Source organism: Alphaproteobacteria bacterium (genome assembly GCA_035625915.1).
Classification (GTDB): Bacteria; Pseudomonadota; Alphaproteobacteria; order JACZXZ01; family JACZXZ01; genus DATDHA01.
The window spans coordinates 1-14,905 of sequence record DASPOR010000195.1 but is presented as its reverse complement, the minus strand read 5'-3'; the positions used below and the strand labels follow the sequence as shown (position 1 = coordinate 14,905).

Annotated in this window: 15 protein-coding genes; 2 read left to right on the top strand and 13 right to left on the bottom strand. The window is 62.2% G+C overall.

Going from position 1 to position 14,905, the window contains the following annotated elements; translation table 11 throughout:
• Positions 1 to 26: 26 nt before the first annotated feature.
• Positions 27 to 557: a DNA starvation/stationary phase protection protein gene (locus VEJ16_15180; protein HYB11009.1), complete on the bottom strand. Its 531-nt coding sequence runs from the start codon at positions 555 to 557 to the stop codon at positions 27 to 29.
• 298 nt (positions 558 to 855) lie between these two features.
• Here VEJ16_15180 and VEJ16_15175 point away from each other — a divergent pair, with 298 nt between their 5' ends.
• Positions 856 to 1,863 (top strand): TonB family protein, encoded by a 1,008-nt coding sequence (locus tag VEJ16_15175; protein ID HYB11008.1) that lies wholly within the window; start codon positions 856 to 858, stop codon positions 1,861 to 1,863.
• A gap of 45 nt (positions 1,864 to 1,908) precedes the next feature.
• Here VEJ16_15175 and VEJ16_15170 read toward each other — a convergent pair whose 3' ends face one another.
• The 10 genes from VEJ16_15170 to VEJ16_15125 all read right to left on the bottom strand — a co-directional run bounded on the left by VEJ16_15170 (position 1,909) and on the right by VEJ16_15125 (position 9,800).
• Positions 1,909 to 2,298, bottom strand: a complete 390-nt coding sequence (locus tag VEJ16_15170) for a hypothetical protein (protein ID HYB11007.1) — start codon at positions 2,296 to 2,298, stop codon at positions 1,909 to 1,911.
• A 112-nt stretch (positions 2,299 to 2,410) separates the two neighbouring features.
• Positions 2,411 to 3,535: a molybdenum ABC transporter ATP-binding protein gene (modC, locus tag VEJ16_15165; GenBank protein HYB11006.1), complete on the bottom strand. Its 1,125-nt coding sequence runs from the start codon at positions 3,533 to 3,535 to the stop codon at positions 2,411 to 2,413.
• A gap of 2 nt (positions 3,536 to 3,537) precedes the next feature.
• Entirely contained in the window at positions 3,538 to 4,230 is a 693-nt protein-coding gene (gene modB / locus VEJ16_15160) for a molybdate ABC transporter permease subunit (protein HYB11005.1), read from the bottom strand.
• Positions 4,231 to 4,376: 146 nt separating this feature from the next.
• The gene (hisI, locus tag VEJ16_15155; GenBank protein HYB11004.1) at positions 4,377 to 4,784 is read right to left on the bottom strand and encodes a phosphoribosyl-AMP cyclohydrolase; all 408 of its coding nucleotides are present in this window, start codon (positions 4,782 to 4,784) and stop codon (positions 4,377 to 4,379) included.
• A 19-nt stretch (positions 4,785 to 4,803) separates the two neighbouring features.
• The gene (gene metC / locus VEJ16_15150) at positions 4,804 to 5,973 is read right to left on the bottom strand and encodes a cystathionine beta-lyase (GenBank protein HYB11003.1); all 1,170 of its coding nucleotides are present in this window, start codon (positions 5,971 to 5,973) and stop codon (positions 4,804 to 4,806) included.
• Positions 5,974 to 6,087: 114 nt separating this feature from the next.
• Positions 6,088 to 6,669 carry a GNAT family N-acetyltransferase gene (locus tag VEJ16_15145; protein ID HYB11002.1) on the bottom strand — a complete coding sequence of 194 codons (582 nt, stop codon included), beginning with the start codon at positions 6,667 to 6,669 and terminating at the stop codon, positions 6,088 to 6,090.
• A gap of 2 nt (positions 6,670 to 6,671) precedes the next feature.
• Positions 6,672 to 7,106: a GNAT family acetyltransferase gene (locus tag VEJ16_15140; protein HYB11001.1), complete on the bottom strand. Its 435-nt coding sequence runs from the start codon at positions 7,104 to 7,106 to the stop codon at positions 6,672 to 6,674.
• A 9-nt stretch (positions 7,107 to 7,115) separates the two neighbouring features.
• A complete protein-coding gene (gene sseA / locus VEJ16_15135; GenBank protein ID HYB11000.1) occupies positions 7,116 to 7,991 on the bottom strand; it encodes a 3-mercaptopyruvate sulfurtransferase in 876 nt (291 codons plus the stop codon).
• Between the two features lie 40 nt (positions 7,992 to 8,031).
• Complete coding sequence (locus VEJ16_15130; protein HYB10999.1) at positions 8,032 to 9,033, bottom strand: cysteine synthase A; 1,002 nt, start codon at positions 9,031 to 9,033, stop codon at positions 8,032 to 8,034.
• Between the two features lie 161 nt (positions 9,034 to 9,194).
• Complete coding sequence (locus VEJ16_15125) at positions 9,195 to 9,800, bottom strand: NUDIX domain-containing protein (GenBank protein HYB10998.1); 606 nt, start codon at positions 9,798 to 9,800, stop codon at positions 9,195 to 9,197.
• Between the two features lie 125 nt (positions 9,801 to 9,925).
• On the opposite strand from VEJ16_15125, the gene VEJ16_15120 reads away from it, so the two are divergent.
• A complete protein-coding gene (locus VEJ16_15120) occupies positions 9,926 to 11,176 on the top strand; it encodes an alpha/beta fold hydrolase (protein HYB10997.1) in 1,251 nt (416 codons plus the stop codon).
• A gap of 19 nt (positions 11,177 to 11,195) precedes the next feature.
• On the opposite strand, the gene VEJ16_15115 is transcribed toward VEJ16_15120, so the two are convergent.
• Together VEJ16_15115 and VEJ16_15110 are read right to left on the bottom strand one after the other, a co-directional pair.
• Positions 11,196 to 14,387 carry an error-prone DNA polymerase gene (locus tag VEJ16_15115; GenBank protein ID HYB10996.1) on the bottom strand — a complete coding sequence of 1,064 codons (3,192 nt, stop codon included), beginning with the start codon at positions 14,385 to 14,387 and terminating at the stop codon, positions 11,196 to 11,198.
• A 47-nt stretch (positions 14,388 to 14,434) separates the two neighbouring features.
• Positions 14,435 to 14,905: DUF6504 family protein (locus VEJ16_15110; GenBank protein HYB10995.1), on the bottom strand; the 471-nt coding region annotated here is incomplete at its 5' end.

Genomic DNA, 14,905 nt, shown 5'->3' with positions numbered 1-14,905 from the left:
TGAGGGCGCTTGCGCAGATTGCGCCCTCAGTTGCCGCCTTCGCCATGCCGGGTGCATTCGTAAAGAAACCACGTTCGCCGTTCTGCCTCGTCGATCCATACCTCGAGCAAACTCGCGGTCGCGACGTCGCCATGCTCGTCGCACAGCAGGTGCGTCTCGCGCATATGCGTGGCTAATTGCAAGTTGTCGTCGCGAAGTTCCGCAAGCATGTCGAGCGGGGTGACGAAATCGGCGTCGTTATCCAGAACGCGCTGAATCCTGCCAATTTGACCGATCGAGCGCAGTGTCGTGCCGCCGATTTTGCGTACCCGCTCGGCAATCGGGTCGGTCGTCGCAAAGATTTGGTCGCTCTGTTCGTCGAGCAGAAGATGATAGTCACGAAAATGCGGCCCCGAGATGTGCCAATGGAAATTCTTCGTCTTGAGGTAAAGTGCCAACATATCGGCCAGCAGGACGTTAAGTGCCGCGGAAATATCCCGCGTTGCAATGGGCTTAAGACCCGTTGGCGTTTCGAGAGGCGCCATGCGCCGCGCCTTTGCGTTCTTGACAGTGGTCATTCGGAACTCCCCCCAGTAGTGGAATTAGGCAGCATGCCCAATTCCATACGATGGTAATTCCATTGTGCTGTCAGGCAAGGGAATATCTTGTGAATGGAGCACAGGCTGCTTGGCGCAAGATTCGTACTTGATGCACTGTAAGTAGGACCGATTTGATATAGTCTTGCGGTCCCTTTGTGAGCCGTGAGCGGCGGCTACGGCATCGGTGAGAATATCCATGGACCCCGCGAACGCGCGGTCAACTGAAAACGCACTGTCGCAGAGATCCTCGCGCGACCCTTGGGCGGAATGGCGCAGCATGATCGCGCGCGTGGTATCGTTCCTTTTGCACGCCGCCGTGATCGTTCTTTTTTTCGTGCATCCGCCGACTGGGACGCAGCCGACGGAGCCGCCGACAATTCCCGTCGACCTCGTCATGCTGCCGCCGCCGAAGGCCAAGGTTGCGCCCCCGCCGCCAGCACCGGCACCGATACCGACGCCTCCACCGCTCGTTCAGAAGCCGCCGGAGCCGAGTCCGGAACTCGTGCATCCCGAATCGGGCGGCGACCCGAACCTCAACCCGGGGCAGCGGCCCGATACGAAGCCACCCGAGCCGGCCAAGCAAGCGACAGAAGCGCCGCCGGAGCCGAAGCCTCAGGAAAAGCCGGCCGAGCCAGCCAAACAAGTTGCGGAAGCACCGCCGGCCCCGAAGCCTGCGGAGAATCCGGGCGAACCGGAAGCACCGAAGCCAACGCAAGAACCGCCCAAGGAAGCGCAACAACCCGTCGAAGAGATTCCCATACCGACTCTGCCGCCGCCGGCGCCGAAGGCGAAACAGCCGCCCGCCCCGGTGCCGCAGCAGCTTGCGAAGACGCCGGAGCCAGCACCCGCACCGACGCCGCCCGCTGCACCGGACAAAACGGCCCCCCAAGTCGCCGCCCTGCCTCCGTCGTCATCGAACAAGGGTCAACCGTCCCTCGCGTCGCCGCGGTCGAACCAAGACTCCTCGCCGGTCCAAGTTGAAAGCAACATGCGTGGCGAGGGCGGGGGCGACCGCTATCTCAACGCACTGCGCGATGACATCTTGAGTAATCTGATCTACCCAAATTCCGCGCGAGGTGCCTCGGGTGTCGCCAAGTACGCGATGATCGTCGACCGACGGGGCTATTTACGCGCGCTCCGTCTTGTGCAGTCGTCGGGCTCGACAGCGCTCGATCGGGCCGGTATGGACGCTATTCAGAACACCGCGCCATTTCGCCCGCTGCCCGTGAACATTCAGGGCGAGACGGTCGGAATCGAGGCCGTGCTGGCGATGTCACCGCAATGATCAGCGAGAACCGAGGTTTGCTCGCAGCGAGTCGCAATCTCACCGTCACGGATGAAGAACGTTATACACCCGATTGAGTTCACTCTGCGTATCCATCAGTTGCTGGCGCTGAAACGGATTGGGCGAGCTTTGGGCTTGACCCTCCTCGAGGTTCCGCTCTTGGCTTTGCAATTGCTGCTGGTACTCAAGCACTTCCTGGTCCTGGGCGGGCGACAGCTGCTTGGGCGCCGGGTTGTAGCGATAAGACGAGATCACGTTGCCGGGTTCGACGGGCGATGCAATCTGCGGCGCGCCCAACTGCGGCGTGCCCAATTGCAGCGTGCCCAATTGCGGCGCGAGATAGCGTTCCCGTGCCATCAAATTTGGTGACGCAAACAGCAACGCGAGCCAAGCGACGACGCTCGTAATCTTTGTCATGGTCCGAAAAATTTTCATCGCGAACCTCACTCGGCGGCATCGCCGCACCCCGTTCGGTTCAATTCCGACGTTCCCTGATATAGGCCTGCTTGCGCCAAAAACAACGCGCGCCTTTTCACGGGCCCGGCGGTCATATTCCTCCGCCGTGATCCTCGCGGAATCGCCACCGGCTCCCACGCCCCAGGCTATGCCGGTCAATCGCCACAGCCTTGACCAGCGCATGGACGGATTTACCGACACCGAGCCCCAGTTCGGAATAGGAGCGCCTCGTGACGCGTGCCCAGAGTGGCGCTCCAACGTCGAGCAGGAGATCGATTTGCGGGCCGTCGTCCTCTCCGACTTCGACGATCTTGCCCGGAAACACGTTGAGGATGCTCAGCCCTTTTGGGGGCGTGAGAGCGATCGATACGTCGCGGGCGCGAACGCGCACACGAATCCGTCCGCCCACGGGCGCCTCGATGTGGGGCACCAAAAGCCGTCCGCCCGCGAAGGCGAGTGTCGTAAGGGCAAAATTCCCGTCGTGGCTTTCGACCGTCGTGTTGAGGACAGCACCTGCTTCGTACCGGCCGGTCATCGGACGCAGGTCCAGTCGGCTCATGACCGATTCGACCGGTCCCACCGCAATGACGCGGCCGTCTGACATAAGCACGACCGTATCCGCAAGGCGCACAATCTCGTCCATGGCGTGGCTGACGTAGACGACAGGCAGACTGAGCTCATCGCGCAGGCGCTCGATGTAAGGCAGGATTTCCGCTTTGCGCGCAGTGTCGAGAGAGGCAAGGGGTTCGTCCATCAATAAAAGCCTTGGCGCTGCAAGGAGTGCCCGGCCGATTGCAACGCGTTGCTTTTCCCCTCCAGAAAGCTCACGCGGTCTTCGCTCAAGGAACGACTCGAGACCGAGAAGGGCTACGACGTGGTCGAAATCGATACCGTTTTCGTCGACTCGACGCTTCATACCGTAGGCGAGGTTGTGACGAACGTTCATGTGCGGAAACAGCCGGCCGTCCTGGAAGACGTAGCCGAGCCGGCGCTTTTCAGGCGGCAGGTCTATCCCAAGTCGGGCATCGAATAGGACAGTGCCATCGACCGCGATGCGGCCTTCGGTTGGGCGAACGAGGCCGGCAAGTGCGTTGACGGTGAGCGTCTTGCCCGAGCCCGAGCGGCCGAAGAGCGTTGTGATTCCCGAGGCGGTCGCAACGAATTCCACATCGAGCGTGAAGGTGCTGAACTGACGCTTGGCCCTGACTTCGAGCACGTTTACGCACCGAGCCGCCGGCTCAAGCGGCGCGCGATAAGCTCCGATGCGATCAACGCCGCCATGGCGAGCAGGATCGAAATCACAACGAGACGGAGAGCGCCGGCCTCCCTGTCGGGCGTTTGACTGAGCGTATAAAGAGCGAGCGGCAGTGTCTGCGTCTCACCGGGTATATTCGAAACGAAGGTGATCGTGGCGCCGAATTCCCCAAGACTTCGGGCGAAGGCAAGGATGGTGCCCGTAAGAATGCCAGGCGATGTGAGCGGCAGGGTGATCGTGAGGAAAACGCGGAGCGGGCTTGCGCCGAGCGTGCGCGCGGCGGCCTCGAGGCCGCGATCGATGGCCTCGATCGAAAGCCGCACTGCGCGCACCATGAGTGGAAATGCCATGACGGCCGAAGCAATCGCCGCACCCTTCCAGGTGAAGGCAATCGTAAGGCCGAATACGTCATGAAAGAATTTGCCCAGGGAACCGCGCGCGCCGAAAAGAAGCAGAAGAAGATAGCCGACGGCAACCGGGGGGACGACGAGCGGAAGATGCACAACACCGTTCAGCAATTGTTTGCCCGGGAAATCACGCCGCGCCAGCGACCAGCCGGCAAGAATCCCGAATGGAAGGCACAACACCACGCACCAGACCGCGACCCGAAGGCTGAGGAGTATGGCTTCGACTTCGAATGGCGTGGGCGTAATCATCGTTGGCAGTGCGTTTTGCCTTTGGTCCGCTCCGGCGTTTCCCGTCTCTCGACCGCATGCGGCCCACTCGGACGCTCGACATTGCTTCGCTAACCCACCGCAACCCTCTCCTCCAACTGGGGGAGAAGTGAAGGTCACGGGACAGTTTAATCGGCGTAAAGGGCCCGGGGATCGGATTTGATCTCGGAAATTTCCTCGAGCTTGCCGTTGCGAAATGCCGTGAAGAAGCAGGTCCGTCGCCCCGTGTGGCACGCAACGCCGGTCTGATCGACGGCGAGGAGGAGCGTGTCTCCATCGCAATCGAAGCGTAATTCGATCAGCTCCTGGTCCTGCCCGGAGGTCTCACCCTTGCGCCAGAGCGCCTTGCGGGATCGCGACCAATAGGTGACCTTGCCCGTGCGCAACGTCTGCTCGACGGCGTCCTTGTTCATCCAAGCAAGCATGAGCACTTCGCCCGTGTCGAATTGCTGGGCGATGGCCGGAACGAGGCCGTCACGATTGAACTTCAGCTTGCCGACGACCTCCCCGACCGCCTTGTCCCTTGCCTTGTCCATCGCTCGCTTGGCGCTCCCGTCAGGCGTGCCGATTCAACACCGAGAACCCGCGCTCGAGATCCGCGATCTGATCCTCGGAATCCTCGAGGCCGGCATGCAGTCGCAGATAGGGCCCGGTACCATCGAACTGTGTCGCAGTCCGGATCGAGGCGGGATTTGAGGGGACGATCAAACTCTCATAGCCGCCCCAGCTGTAGCCGAGACCGAAGACTTCGAGCGAGTCGATGAGCGCATCGACCGCGGGTTTCCCATAGGGCTTCAGCATGATGCCGAACAACCCGCAGGCGCCGGTAAAATCGCGCTTCCAAATCCGGTGGCCGGGATCCTGGGGCAGGGCCGGATGAACGACGCGCGCCACTTCTGGCCGGCCTTGTAGCCAGCGCGCAAGCTTGAGCCCGTTTTCCTGATGCTGGCTGAGGCGGACGGCGAGCGTGCGAATACCGCGCTGGCCGAGATAACAGTCGTCCGGTGCCGCATGGGTACCGAGCTTGGTCGCGGTTTGCTTGACCAAGAGCCAATGCTCTTCATTGGCCGCTGTGATCGTGCCCAGCATGGAGTCGGAATGCCCGGTAATATACTTGGTTGCCGCTTGAATCGAGAAGTCCACGCCGTGTTTGAACGGTTGAAAATAGAGACCGCCGCTCCAGGTATTGTCGATCATGGTCAGCACGCCGGCATCGCGCGCAACCTTGCAGATCGCCGGCACGTCTTGCATCTCGAAGGTGACCGATCCCGGCGATTCCATGCAGATGAGACGTGTATTTTTGCGAATAAGCTTGGAGATATCGCCAGCCACGTGTGGATCGTAGAAGGTCGTCTCCACGCCGAATCGAGTCAGCATCTCCGTACAGAAGACGCGCAAGGGGAAATAGACGCTGTCGCTTGCAAGAATATGGTCGCCTGCCTTGACGACCGCGAGCACGGCAGTCGTGAGCGCATTCAGTCCCGACGAGACCGACACGCTACGGTGACCGCCTTCGAGCGTTGCCACCGCCTCCTCGAAGGCGAAGGTCGTGGGCGTGCCGACGCGGCCGTAACTGACCCCGGCGAATTTGTTCTTTCGGGATTCGTCGTGGGCCTTGACCGATGGATATACGATCGTCGAAGCATGATAGACGGGTGGATTCACGATGCCGTAATTTTCCCGTGGGCGACGCCCGGCGGTGGTCAGCAAGGTTTCCTTTTTCATTGCTTTGGTTTGCCTTCTTTCTCGTGAGTTGAGTGGCGTTTCCCCATTGTCGAGGACCATCTTGTCATTCTCGGTCTTGGCGCGCTAGGGGGATGGGGGATGCCGGAGGTTCGCTCAAGCCTTATGTGGAATGATTCCCGTCGTACGAGGGTCGTCGATGATCTTCGTGATTTGCTTATAAGGTGCAAACCCGGCTTTTTGGTAAGTTTGAAGGGCGCGGGGATGGTCGAGATTGCAGGTATTGACCCACAAGCGCTTTGGCCGGCGACTCCATGCGGTGTCGATTGTCCAATCGAGTAAATATCGGCCGAGCCCTTGGCCGATAAATTCGGGCATCAACCCGAAGTAGGCGATTTCGATCTCATTCTCCTCCGTCTTCTGGCCTCGCCGATCGAGTTCGGCGTAGCCGGCGGGAGCACCTTCCGAATAAAGCACGTAAATATCGATTGAGGGGTCCTGTACGATGGTTGCGAGCGACTCATCGCTCATCACGCGACGCTCGTACCACAGCCACGGCTCGCCGACGGTATTGTAGAGATAGCGATAGAAATGGATGGGAACCGTGTCCGCGCGCAGCAAGGCGAGTTTGCGCGCGGGGGTCGGATGCGGCGCTCGCCGGGGTGCGCCGGTCATCTCGAGATACGTGACGGTAACCGTGAGCTTGCCATCGGGTGCTGGCGGCGGGATGATCGACATCGTCAATCTCCCAAATTTTGGGGAGGATTAAGCCAGCGTTGCATGACGATGACGGATGAGCGCTCGTAGCCGAGACGATCGTAGAAGGCCACCACGCCCGCATTGCTCTCACGTACGAGAAGCTGGACCTTGCGCACGCCGAGTGCCTTGAGCCACGCTTCGGCATGTCGGACGATCTCGGCACCCAACCCGCTTTTTTGATGTGCGGGATCGACAGCGAGATAGTAGATCCATCCGCGATGACCGTCGTGTCCGACCATGACCGTCGCGACGAGCTTTCGGCGTTCGTCTTCGCCCACAAACACGTCGCCATGACCGGAGCGTTGGCAAAAGGCGATGTCGCTCGCGGGATCATTGTGGGCGACGACGAGATTGCACGCGCGCCAGAGGGCTTCGACACGCCCGAGATCATCATCGCGATAACGGCGTATGCGCATCCTGATTGGCTAGCTTACTTTGCGAGGTGCGGCACCCGTTTCAACGGGCGTGTCGGACCTGCTACCCCACTCGCTCCATGAGCCGTCATAAACCGCCACGTCCTTGTGGCCGAGCAAATGAAGTGCAAGCGCTAGATGCGAGGCGGTAATGCCGGACCCGCACGTCGTGACGACAGGCCGCTGCATGTCGATCCCGGCATCTTTGAAGAGGCGAAGAAGCTCGTCTGCCGGCTTCATTGTACCGCTCTCCTGGTCGACCAATAGATTGACGGGCAGATTGAGGCTCCCCGGAATATGGCCGCCCCGCAATCCCGGTCGTGGCTCCGGCTCGGATGCCGAGAATCGGGCTGCGGGCCGCGCGTCGAGCACCTGCTCCCGCGCGGAATTGACGTTTCGCTTAACCTGCTCCACGTCGCGGACGAGCGCGTGGTTGAAGCGCGCGGTCAGGTGACGCTCGCGCGGATTTGGTGCGCTAGTCTCGACCCGCCGTCCCTCGCGCAGCCATTTCCGGAAGCCGCCGTCGAGTACTGCGATATCGTTATGGCCGAAGACGCGAAACGTCCACCACGCCCGTGCGGCACTCGACATCGCACCACCGTCGTAGACGACGATGCGGTTGCCGTCGCCCAAACCCAACTTACGCATGCGGGCAGAAAACTTTTCTGCACTCGGCAGCATGTGGGGTAGCGGATTGTCCGTATCGGCGATTTCGTCGATATCGAAGAATACAGCACCCGGAATGTGCTGAGCTGCGTACTCGGTCTTGGAGTCCCGTTTCAAGGCCGGCAAGTACCATGACGCGTCGACGACCCGCACATCGGGTGCCGAAAGATGGTCGGCGAGCCACGCGGTCGACACGAGGGCGTCCTTGTTCACATAATCCATTCGATCTTCCTTCTTGCCTTCAGCCAACAGCACCTAGGGTTCAAGCGAGCCAGCCCGGTACGGGCAAATTTTTCGAGCGCAGGTATTCCGGGTTGAAAAGCTTGCTCTGGTAGCGCGTGCCGTAGTCGCACAGCACCGTCACGATCGTATGGCCGGGGCCGAGCTCGCGGGCAAGTCGAACTGCACCGGCGACATTGATGCCCGAAGAGCCGCCCACGCACAAGCCTTCGCCTGTGAGGAGGTCGAAGATAATCGGCAGCGCTTCTTCATCGGGGATCTGGCATGGGAAATCGATAGGGGCTCCCTCGATGTTCTTCGTGATCCGCCCCTGACCGATGCCCTCGGTGATCGAATTGCCGACGACCTTGATTTCATGATTCTTGAACCAGTCGTAGTTGGTCGAGCCAAGGGGGTCGGCGAGTCCAATCGAGACTTTCGGATTCCGCTCCTTGAGAAATGTGGCCACGCCCCAAAGCGTGCCACCTGTGCCGGCGGAGCAAGTGAAGCCGTCGATTTTGCCCTGGGTCTGCTCCCATATCTCGGGGCCGGTCGTCTCGTAATGGCCTCGCCGGTTCGCGGTGTTATCGAACTGGTTGGCCCAGATCGCGCCGGCGCGCTCTGTCTTCGCGAGTTCTTCCGACTTGCGCTGCGACACATGCACATAATTGTTCGGGTTTTTATAGGGTACCGCAGGGACCAGGATGAGTTCGGCGCCGCACAGGCGGAGCATGTCCTTTTTTTCCTGACTTTGGGTTTCGGGCATCACGATGACGGTGCGGTAGCCCCGCGCGTTGCCGACAAGCGCCAGGCCGATCCCCGTGTTGCCCGCAGTACCTTCGACGATGACGCCGCCGGGACGCAACGTGCCGCGCTCCTCCGCATCCTTGATGATCGCCCACGCCGCGCGATCCTTGACCGAGCCTCCCGGGTTGAGAAATTCCGCCTTGCCGAGGATTGTACAGCCGGTCAGCTCTGAGACGCGGCGCAGTTTGATAAGCGGCGTATTGCCGATCGCGGCGACGAATCCGTCACGAAAAATCATGTTCCTGCCGTCCTTCAGCGCTCCCGTCCGAACTCGTTCTAATTCCCTTAAGCACGGGCACAGTAGCTGGAGCCCCAACGCACAATCAAGGGAGAGCGTAGTCGCTTACAACATTCGCGGTGCTGCCGACGTAATTTATAACACCCACCGCGCCGGCGGATTCAAGACCAGCGTTTGCGCAGATTGTCCCGTTCGAGTTCGAGCCAAAGCAATGCCAGGAGCGTGCTTGAATCGAAAATCTCCAGGTGGCGCCGCCGCATCGCGAATGCTTCCGCTGACGGCACGACGAGCACGCGAATATCCTCATGCTCCGCGGACAAACCGTGGACGCCACCAGCCTTCGAGGAGTCGCATCGCCCGCAGAATAACTGGACTGTCTCCGAACAGGCACCTGGCGAGGTAAGGTGCATGCTGATCGGCACGAGATCGCTGACCGTCACGTTGGCCTCCTCGACCGCTTCGCGCGCCACCGTACGCTCGCCCTTCTCGCCATCGTCGATGACACCCGCGACAAGTTCCGTAAGCCATGGATCGTGCCCGGCAGCGAGCGCACCGACGCGAAATTGCTGAATAAGAACGACGGCGTCGCGGGCCGGGTCATAGAGGAGCACACCCGCGGCCTTGCCGCGCTCGAAAATCTCCCGACTGAGCACGTCGCTCCAGCCGCCGCGGTGCAGCTTGTGGCGCAGGTGGTAACGCTCGAGCCGGAAATAGCTTTCGCAAAGAACCTCACGGGATACGATCTCGACGTCATCAGTTGTTTTCACGGGTTCCACGGCGCGTCCTCTTCCAGATAGCGACGCGGCATCATAGTCGCCCGGCTGCAAAAGCAAAGTCTCCGCCCAATGGGGACGATGGGGTATGATCGACCGAACGAAGGAGGGGACGTGTCATGGCTCGACGGGCAGTGCGTGTCGATTTTCCGGGTGCTGACGGGCAAATACTGGCTGGACTCCTGGAGATGCCCGACGCAACACCGCGTGCCTATGCGCTCTTTGCCCATTGCTTTACGTGCTCGAAGGATATCTTCGCAGCAGCCCGAATTGCGGGCGGCCTGGCCGAGCGCGGAATTGCCGTGCTGCGCTTCGATTTCACAGGGCTCGGCGCAAGCGAGGGCGAGTTCGCCAACACGAATTTTTCCTCGAACATCGAGGATCTCGTCGCGGCGGCCGAGTTTCTGAAGCGCAGTCATGAAGCGCCGAAAATACTGATCGGCCACAGTCTCGGTGGGGCGGCGGTGCTCGCCGCGGCAGCTCGGTTACCGCAGTCGGTGGCGATCGCCACGATTGCAGCACCGGCGGACGCAGCACACCTTGGCAACCTCTTTGCCGATAAACGCGCAGAGATCGAGGCCAAAGGCGAGGCGCAAGTCGTGATTGCCGGACGCCCCTTCCGCGTCAAACGGCAATTCCTCGAGGATATCGCCCAGCACCGGCTCGAAGACGCACTTCACAACCTTGGCAAGGCGCTCGTCGTCTTTCATTCGCCTTTGGACGATACCGTCAGCATCGACAACGCGTCCCGAATTTTCCTCGCGGCACGGCATCCGAAGAGCTTCATCTCACTCGACCGCGCGGATCATCTGTTGAGCGATCGCGCCGATGCCGCATACGTTGCCGATGTCCTGTCGGCTTGGGCGTCGCGCTACATCGCCCCGGTATCTACCGCCGCACGAAATGCTAAATCGCCGCTCTCCGCAGTGGAGCCGCGTTCGCCCGGCGAGGTCGTCGTGGCGGAAACGAGGGAGGGTCGCTACAGCCAGATCGTCGCGAGCGGGCGGCATCGCCTTGAGGCCGACGAGCCGGAATCGGTCGGCGGCAACGATCGCGGACCCGGCCCATACGACTACCTGCTCGTGGCCCTTGGCGCCTGCACCTCGATGACGCTCAGGATGTATGCCGAGCGCAAGGCCTTGCCGCTTGAGCGGGTCATCGTGCGCCTGACGCAAGAGAAAATCCATGCGGCCGATTGCGCGGAATGCGAGACGAAAGAGGGCATGATCGACCGGCTCGAGCGCAGCATCGAGCTTTTGGGGCCCCTCGATCAGGCGCAGCGCCAGCGTCTCCTCGAAATCTCGGAGAAGTGCCCCGTGCACCGCACGCTCCGGTCGAAGCCGCTTATTGTGACGCGGCTCGCCGAATGAGGGACGGGAATTCAACCTCTCAATGGAAATCGCGCGAGGGAAAGGTGCGCTTGTCGTGACGGGGGTGCTTGATCACGTCGCTCCGAAAGAGCGGTGCTTCGAGTATGGCTTCAAATAGCGCCTCGGTCGGGGTGCCAAGACCGGCGAGGAGATGGGTGAGATCGACGAGATGTTCGGCGATGACGTGAATGACGATGCCCTCGCGTTGGAGCTTCCCTGTCACCGCCAAGAGGCGTGCCGAGAGGACGACGCGATGAAAGCGATCGAAGATGTCCGGCCAGATGATGACGTTGGCGGGACCCGTCTCGTCCTCGAGGGTCGCGAAGATCACGCCGCGTGCGCTGCCAGGCCGCTGGCGCACCAGAACGAGGCCCGCGATCGTGACCAGCTTTCCGTTCTCGATCGTGCCGAGTTCGGCGTGAGCGAGGATGCCCTCGCGCCGGAGTCGCGTGCGGAGAAGGGCAAGCGGATGGGCCTTGAGCGAGAGGCGGAGTGTCATGTAATCCGCCGTCACCTCTTCGCCCAGCCAGGATGACGGTAGTGCTACGGCCGGCTCGGGGGCTGCGATGCGGCGATCGGCGGCGGCGAAGAGCGGAAGAGGGGCCTCGCCGAGGCCCTGCACGGCCCAAAGCCCAGCACGACGATCGAGCGCCATCGAGCCGAAGGCGTCGGCCTCAGCGAGGCGGGCGAGGGCTGCCTGCCCGAGGCCGGAGCGGCGTTGCAGCTCATGCGGGTCGGCATAGCCTTCGCCCCGCACGTCGACCAGAAGCGCCATATCCGCTTCGCGCAAGCCTTTGACTTGGCGAAACCCGAGGCGGAGGGCGAGGTGCGCGGGCGTATCGGCGTTTTCGAGGGTGCAATCCCAGTCGCTGCGGTTGACGTCGACCGGGCGCACGGCGACACCGTGATCGCGCGCGTCGCGCACAATTTGGGCGGGTGCATAAAAGCCCATCGGCTGGCTGTTGAGAAGGGCCGCCGCAAAGACTTCCGGGTGATGGCATTTGAGCCAAGCCGAGACATAGACGAGAAGTGCGAAGCTCGCGGCATGGCTTTCGGGAAAGCCGTACTCGCCAAAGCCCTCGATCTGGTGAAAACATCGCTCGGCGAAGGCGCGCGAATATCCGCGCGCGACCATGCCTTCGACCATCTTCGTCTGAAAGCCATGGATCTTTCCGGTCTTGCGGAAGGTCGCCATGGCGCGACGGAGCTGGTCCGCTTCCGATGGGGTGAAGCCAGCACCGACAATCGCGATCTTCATCGCCTGCTCCTGAAAGAGCGGGACGCCGAGCGTCTTGGCGAGGACCTGACGCAAATCCTCGGACGGATAATCGACCTTTTCCTCGCCATTACGCCGGCGCAGGTAAGGATGCACCATGTCGCCCTGGATGGGGCCCGGCCGCACGATCGCGACTTCGATCACGAGGTCGTAGAAATCCCGCGGCTTCATGCGCGGCAGGAAGCTCATCTGCGCGCGGCTCTCGACCTGGAACACGCCGATCGAGTCCGCCTTGCACAGCATGTCGTAAACCGCCGGGTCCTCGCCTGGAATTGTCGCCAGGGTGTATTGCAGGCCCTTGTGGTGCGCAAGGAGTCCAAGGCCCTTGCCGATGCAGGTGAGCATGCCGAGCGCTAGTACGTCGATCTTGAGGATGCCGAGCGAGTCGAGATCGTCCTTGTCCCACTCGATCATGGTCCGCTCGGGCATCGCGGCATTTTCGATCGGCACCACTTCGGAGAGGCGGCTTCGCGTGACGACGAAGCCGCCGACATGCTGGGAGAGATGGCGCGGAAAGCCGATCAGCTCGCGTGCAAGCGACAGCGTCGTTCGCAGGCGGGACGCATCGGGATCGAGGCCGATTTCGCGCACATGGGCGGGGTCGATGCCATCCTCGCTCCAACCCCATACGGTGTCGGCGAGCGCTCCGATCGTATCGAGGGAGAGGCCCATCGCCTTGCCCACGTCGCGCACGGCACTCTTGGCGCGATAGGAGATCACCGTCGCCGCGATCCCGGCGCGCTCGCGGCCGTATTTTGCGTAGATGTATTGGATCACTTCTTCCCGCCGCTCGTGCTCGAAATCGACGTCGATGTCGGGGGGCTCGTTGCGCTCCGCGCTCACGAAGCGCTCGAAAAGAAGATCGAGCCGGCTCGGGTCCACGGCGGTGATGCCAAGGCAGTAGCAGACGGCCGAGTTGGCGGCGGAGCCGCGGCCCTGGCAAAGAATGCCGCGGGAGCGCGCGAAGCGCACGATGTCGTAGACGGTGAGGAAATAGGGTGCGTAGCCGAGCCGGCCGATGAGCGACAATTCGTGTTCGAGCTGGGTGCGGACTTTCGCCGGCACGCCGTCCAGATAACGCTCGGCCGCACCCGCCCAGGTTTCCCGCGCAAGATAGTCCTGGGGCGTCAGGCCGTCGGGGCAGGGATCGACGGGATACTCGTAGCGCAGCTCGTCGAGGGAGAAGCGCGTGCGTTCGACGATCTCGATCGTGCGCGCGAGCGCATCGGGATGATTGCGGAAAAGCCGGGCCATCTCGCGGGGCGATTTGAGGTGCCGCTCGGCATTCGACTGAAGGCGGAAGCCGGCCGTGTCGATCGTGCATTTCTCGCGCACGCAAGTAAGCACGTCCTGGAGCTGCCGGCGTGCCGGCACATGCATGTGCACGTCGTTGGTCGCGACCAGCGGAATGCGGCAGTGGGCGGCGAGTTCGGCGAGCTGCCCGATCCGCCGTCCGTCGTCGCCGCGATAGAGATGATGGGCCGCGAGATAAAGCCGATCCCCGATCGGTCCTTTGAGTTCCGTGAGCGCTTGCACGAAATCCTCGCCGGGATCGCCGGGTGGGAGGACCGCGAGGAGCTGCCCTTCGGCGTGGGCGAGAAGATCGGCGCGCACCAAGCGGCATTCGCCTTTGTCCACACGGCGCTTTCCAAGCGTGAGGAGATTGGCGAGGCGACCGTAAGCGGCACGGTCGTCCGGGTAGGCGAGGACACTTGGGCCGTCCTCGAGATCGATCCGCGCGCCGACGACGAGCCGGAAGCCGAGGCGCTTCGCCGCCGCATGGGCGCGCACCGCGCCGGCGAGGGAATTGCGGTCGGTGATCGCAAGCGCGCGATGGCCGAGCGCTGCTGCGGTCTCGGCCAGTTCCTCCGGATGCGAAGCGCCGCGAAGGAAGCTGAAATTGCTCGTCGCGTGGAGTTCGGCGTAATCGGTCATCGCCGCACCGCCTTGGGTATCGGCATCGTTTTTCTGCGCAGATTCGCTCACCCGAACAGTCCGTGAAGGAACCAGCGCGGCGTCTTCGCGGGATGATAGAGACCCTCGCGATAAAGCCAGAAGCGCCGCCCGTCCTCATCCTCGACCCGGTAATAATCGCGAATCTCGGCCGTGGCGGGCATGCCTCCGCGCCACCATTCGCCTGCGATGCGCTCGGGCCCATCGCTCTTTCGGACCCGATGGAGCTTTTCGCGCCAGCGGAAAAGAAGCGGGGGATCGTCCGGCACCGGGGCGATGGCGTCGACGGGCTGGGGCTGTGCGAAAAGGCGCGCCGGGCGGGGCTGGGTTTGCCGCCATCCCGCCACGGCCTCGGGCGTGGAGCAGGTGGGCGATGTCGCACGCTGCGCGCGCTCGGGCAGGTGGCTCTCGACCGGAATCAGCCGGCATACCGCCGGCGGCCCGAGCCGATTGACAAGGCGATCGACGAGTTCTCCGAGCGCTTCCGGTGCATCGTCGTT

Bases quoted from the DNA above. Each gene is read 5' to 3' on its own strand.
- VEJ16_15180 (HYB11009.1), bottom strand. From the start codon at position 557: ATGACCACTGTCAAGAACGCAAAGGCGCGGCGCATGGCGCCTCTCGAA.
- VEJ16_15175 (HYB11008.1), top strand. From the start codon at position 856: ATGATCGCGCGCGTGGTATCGTTCCTTTTGCACGCCGCCGTGATCGTT.
- VEJ16_15170 (HYB11007.1), bottom strand. From the start codon at position 2,298: ATGAAAATTTTTCGGACCATGACAAAGATTACGAGCGTCGTCGCTTGG.
- modB (HYB11005.1), bottom strand. From the start codon at position 4,230: ATGATTACGCCCACGCCATTCGAAGTCGAAGCCATACTCCTCAGCCTT.
- hisI (HYB11004.1), bottom strand. From the start codon at position 4,784: ATGGACAAGGCAAGGGACAAGGCGGTCGGGGAGGTCGTCGGCAAGCTG.
- metC (HYB11003.1), bottom strand. From the start codon at position 5,973: ATGAAAAAGGAAACCTTGCTGACCACCGCCGGGCGTCGCCCACGGGAA.
- VEJ16_15145 (HYB11002.1), bottom strand. From the start codon at position 6,669: ATGTCGATCATCCCGCCGCCAGCACCCGATGGCAAGCTCACGGTTACC.
- VEJ16_15140 (HYB11001.1), bottom strand. From the start codon at position 7,106: ATGCGCATACGCCGTTATCGCGATGATGATCTCGGGCGTGTCGAAGCC.
- sseA (HYB11000.1), bottom strand. From the start codon at position 7,991: ATGGATTATGTGAACAAGGACGCCCTCGTGTCGACCGCGTGGCTCGCC.
- VEJ16_15130 (HYB10999.1), bottom strand. From the start codon at position 9,033: ATGATTTTTCGTGACGGATTCGTCGCCGCGATCGGCAATACGCCGCTT.
- VEJ16_15120 (HYB10997.1), top strand. From the start codon at position 9,926: ATGGCTCGACGGGCAGTGCGTGTCGATTTTCCGGGTGCTGACGGGCAA.
- VEJ16_15115 (HYB10996.1), bottom strand. From the start codon at position 14,387: ATGACCGATTACGCCGAACTCCACGCGACGAGCAATTTCAGCTTCCTT.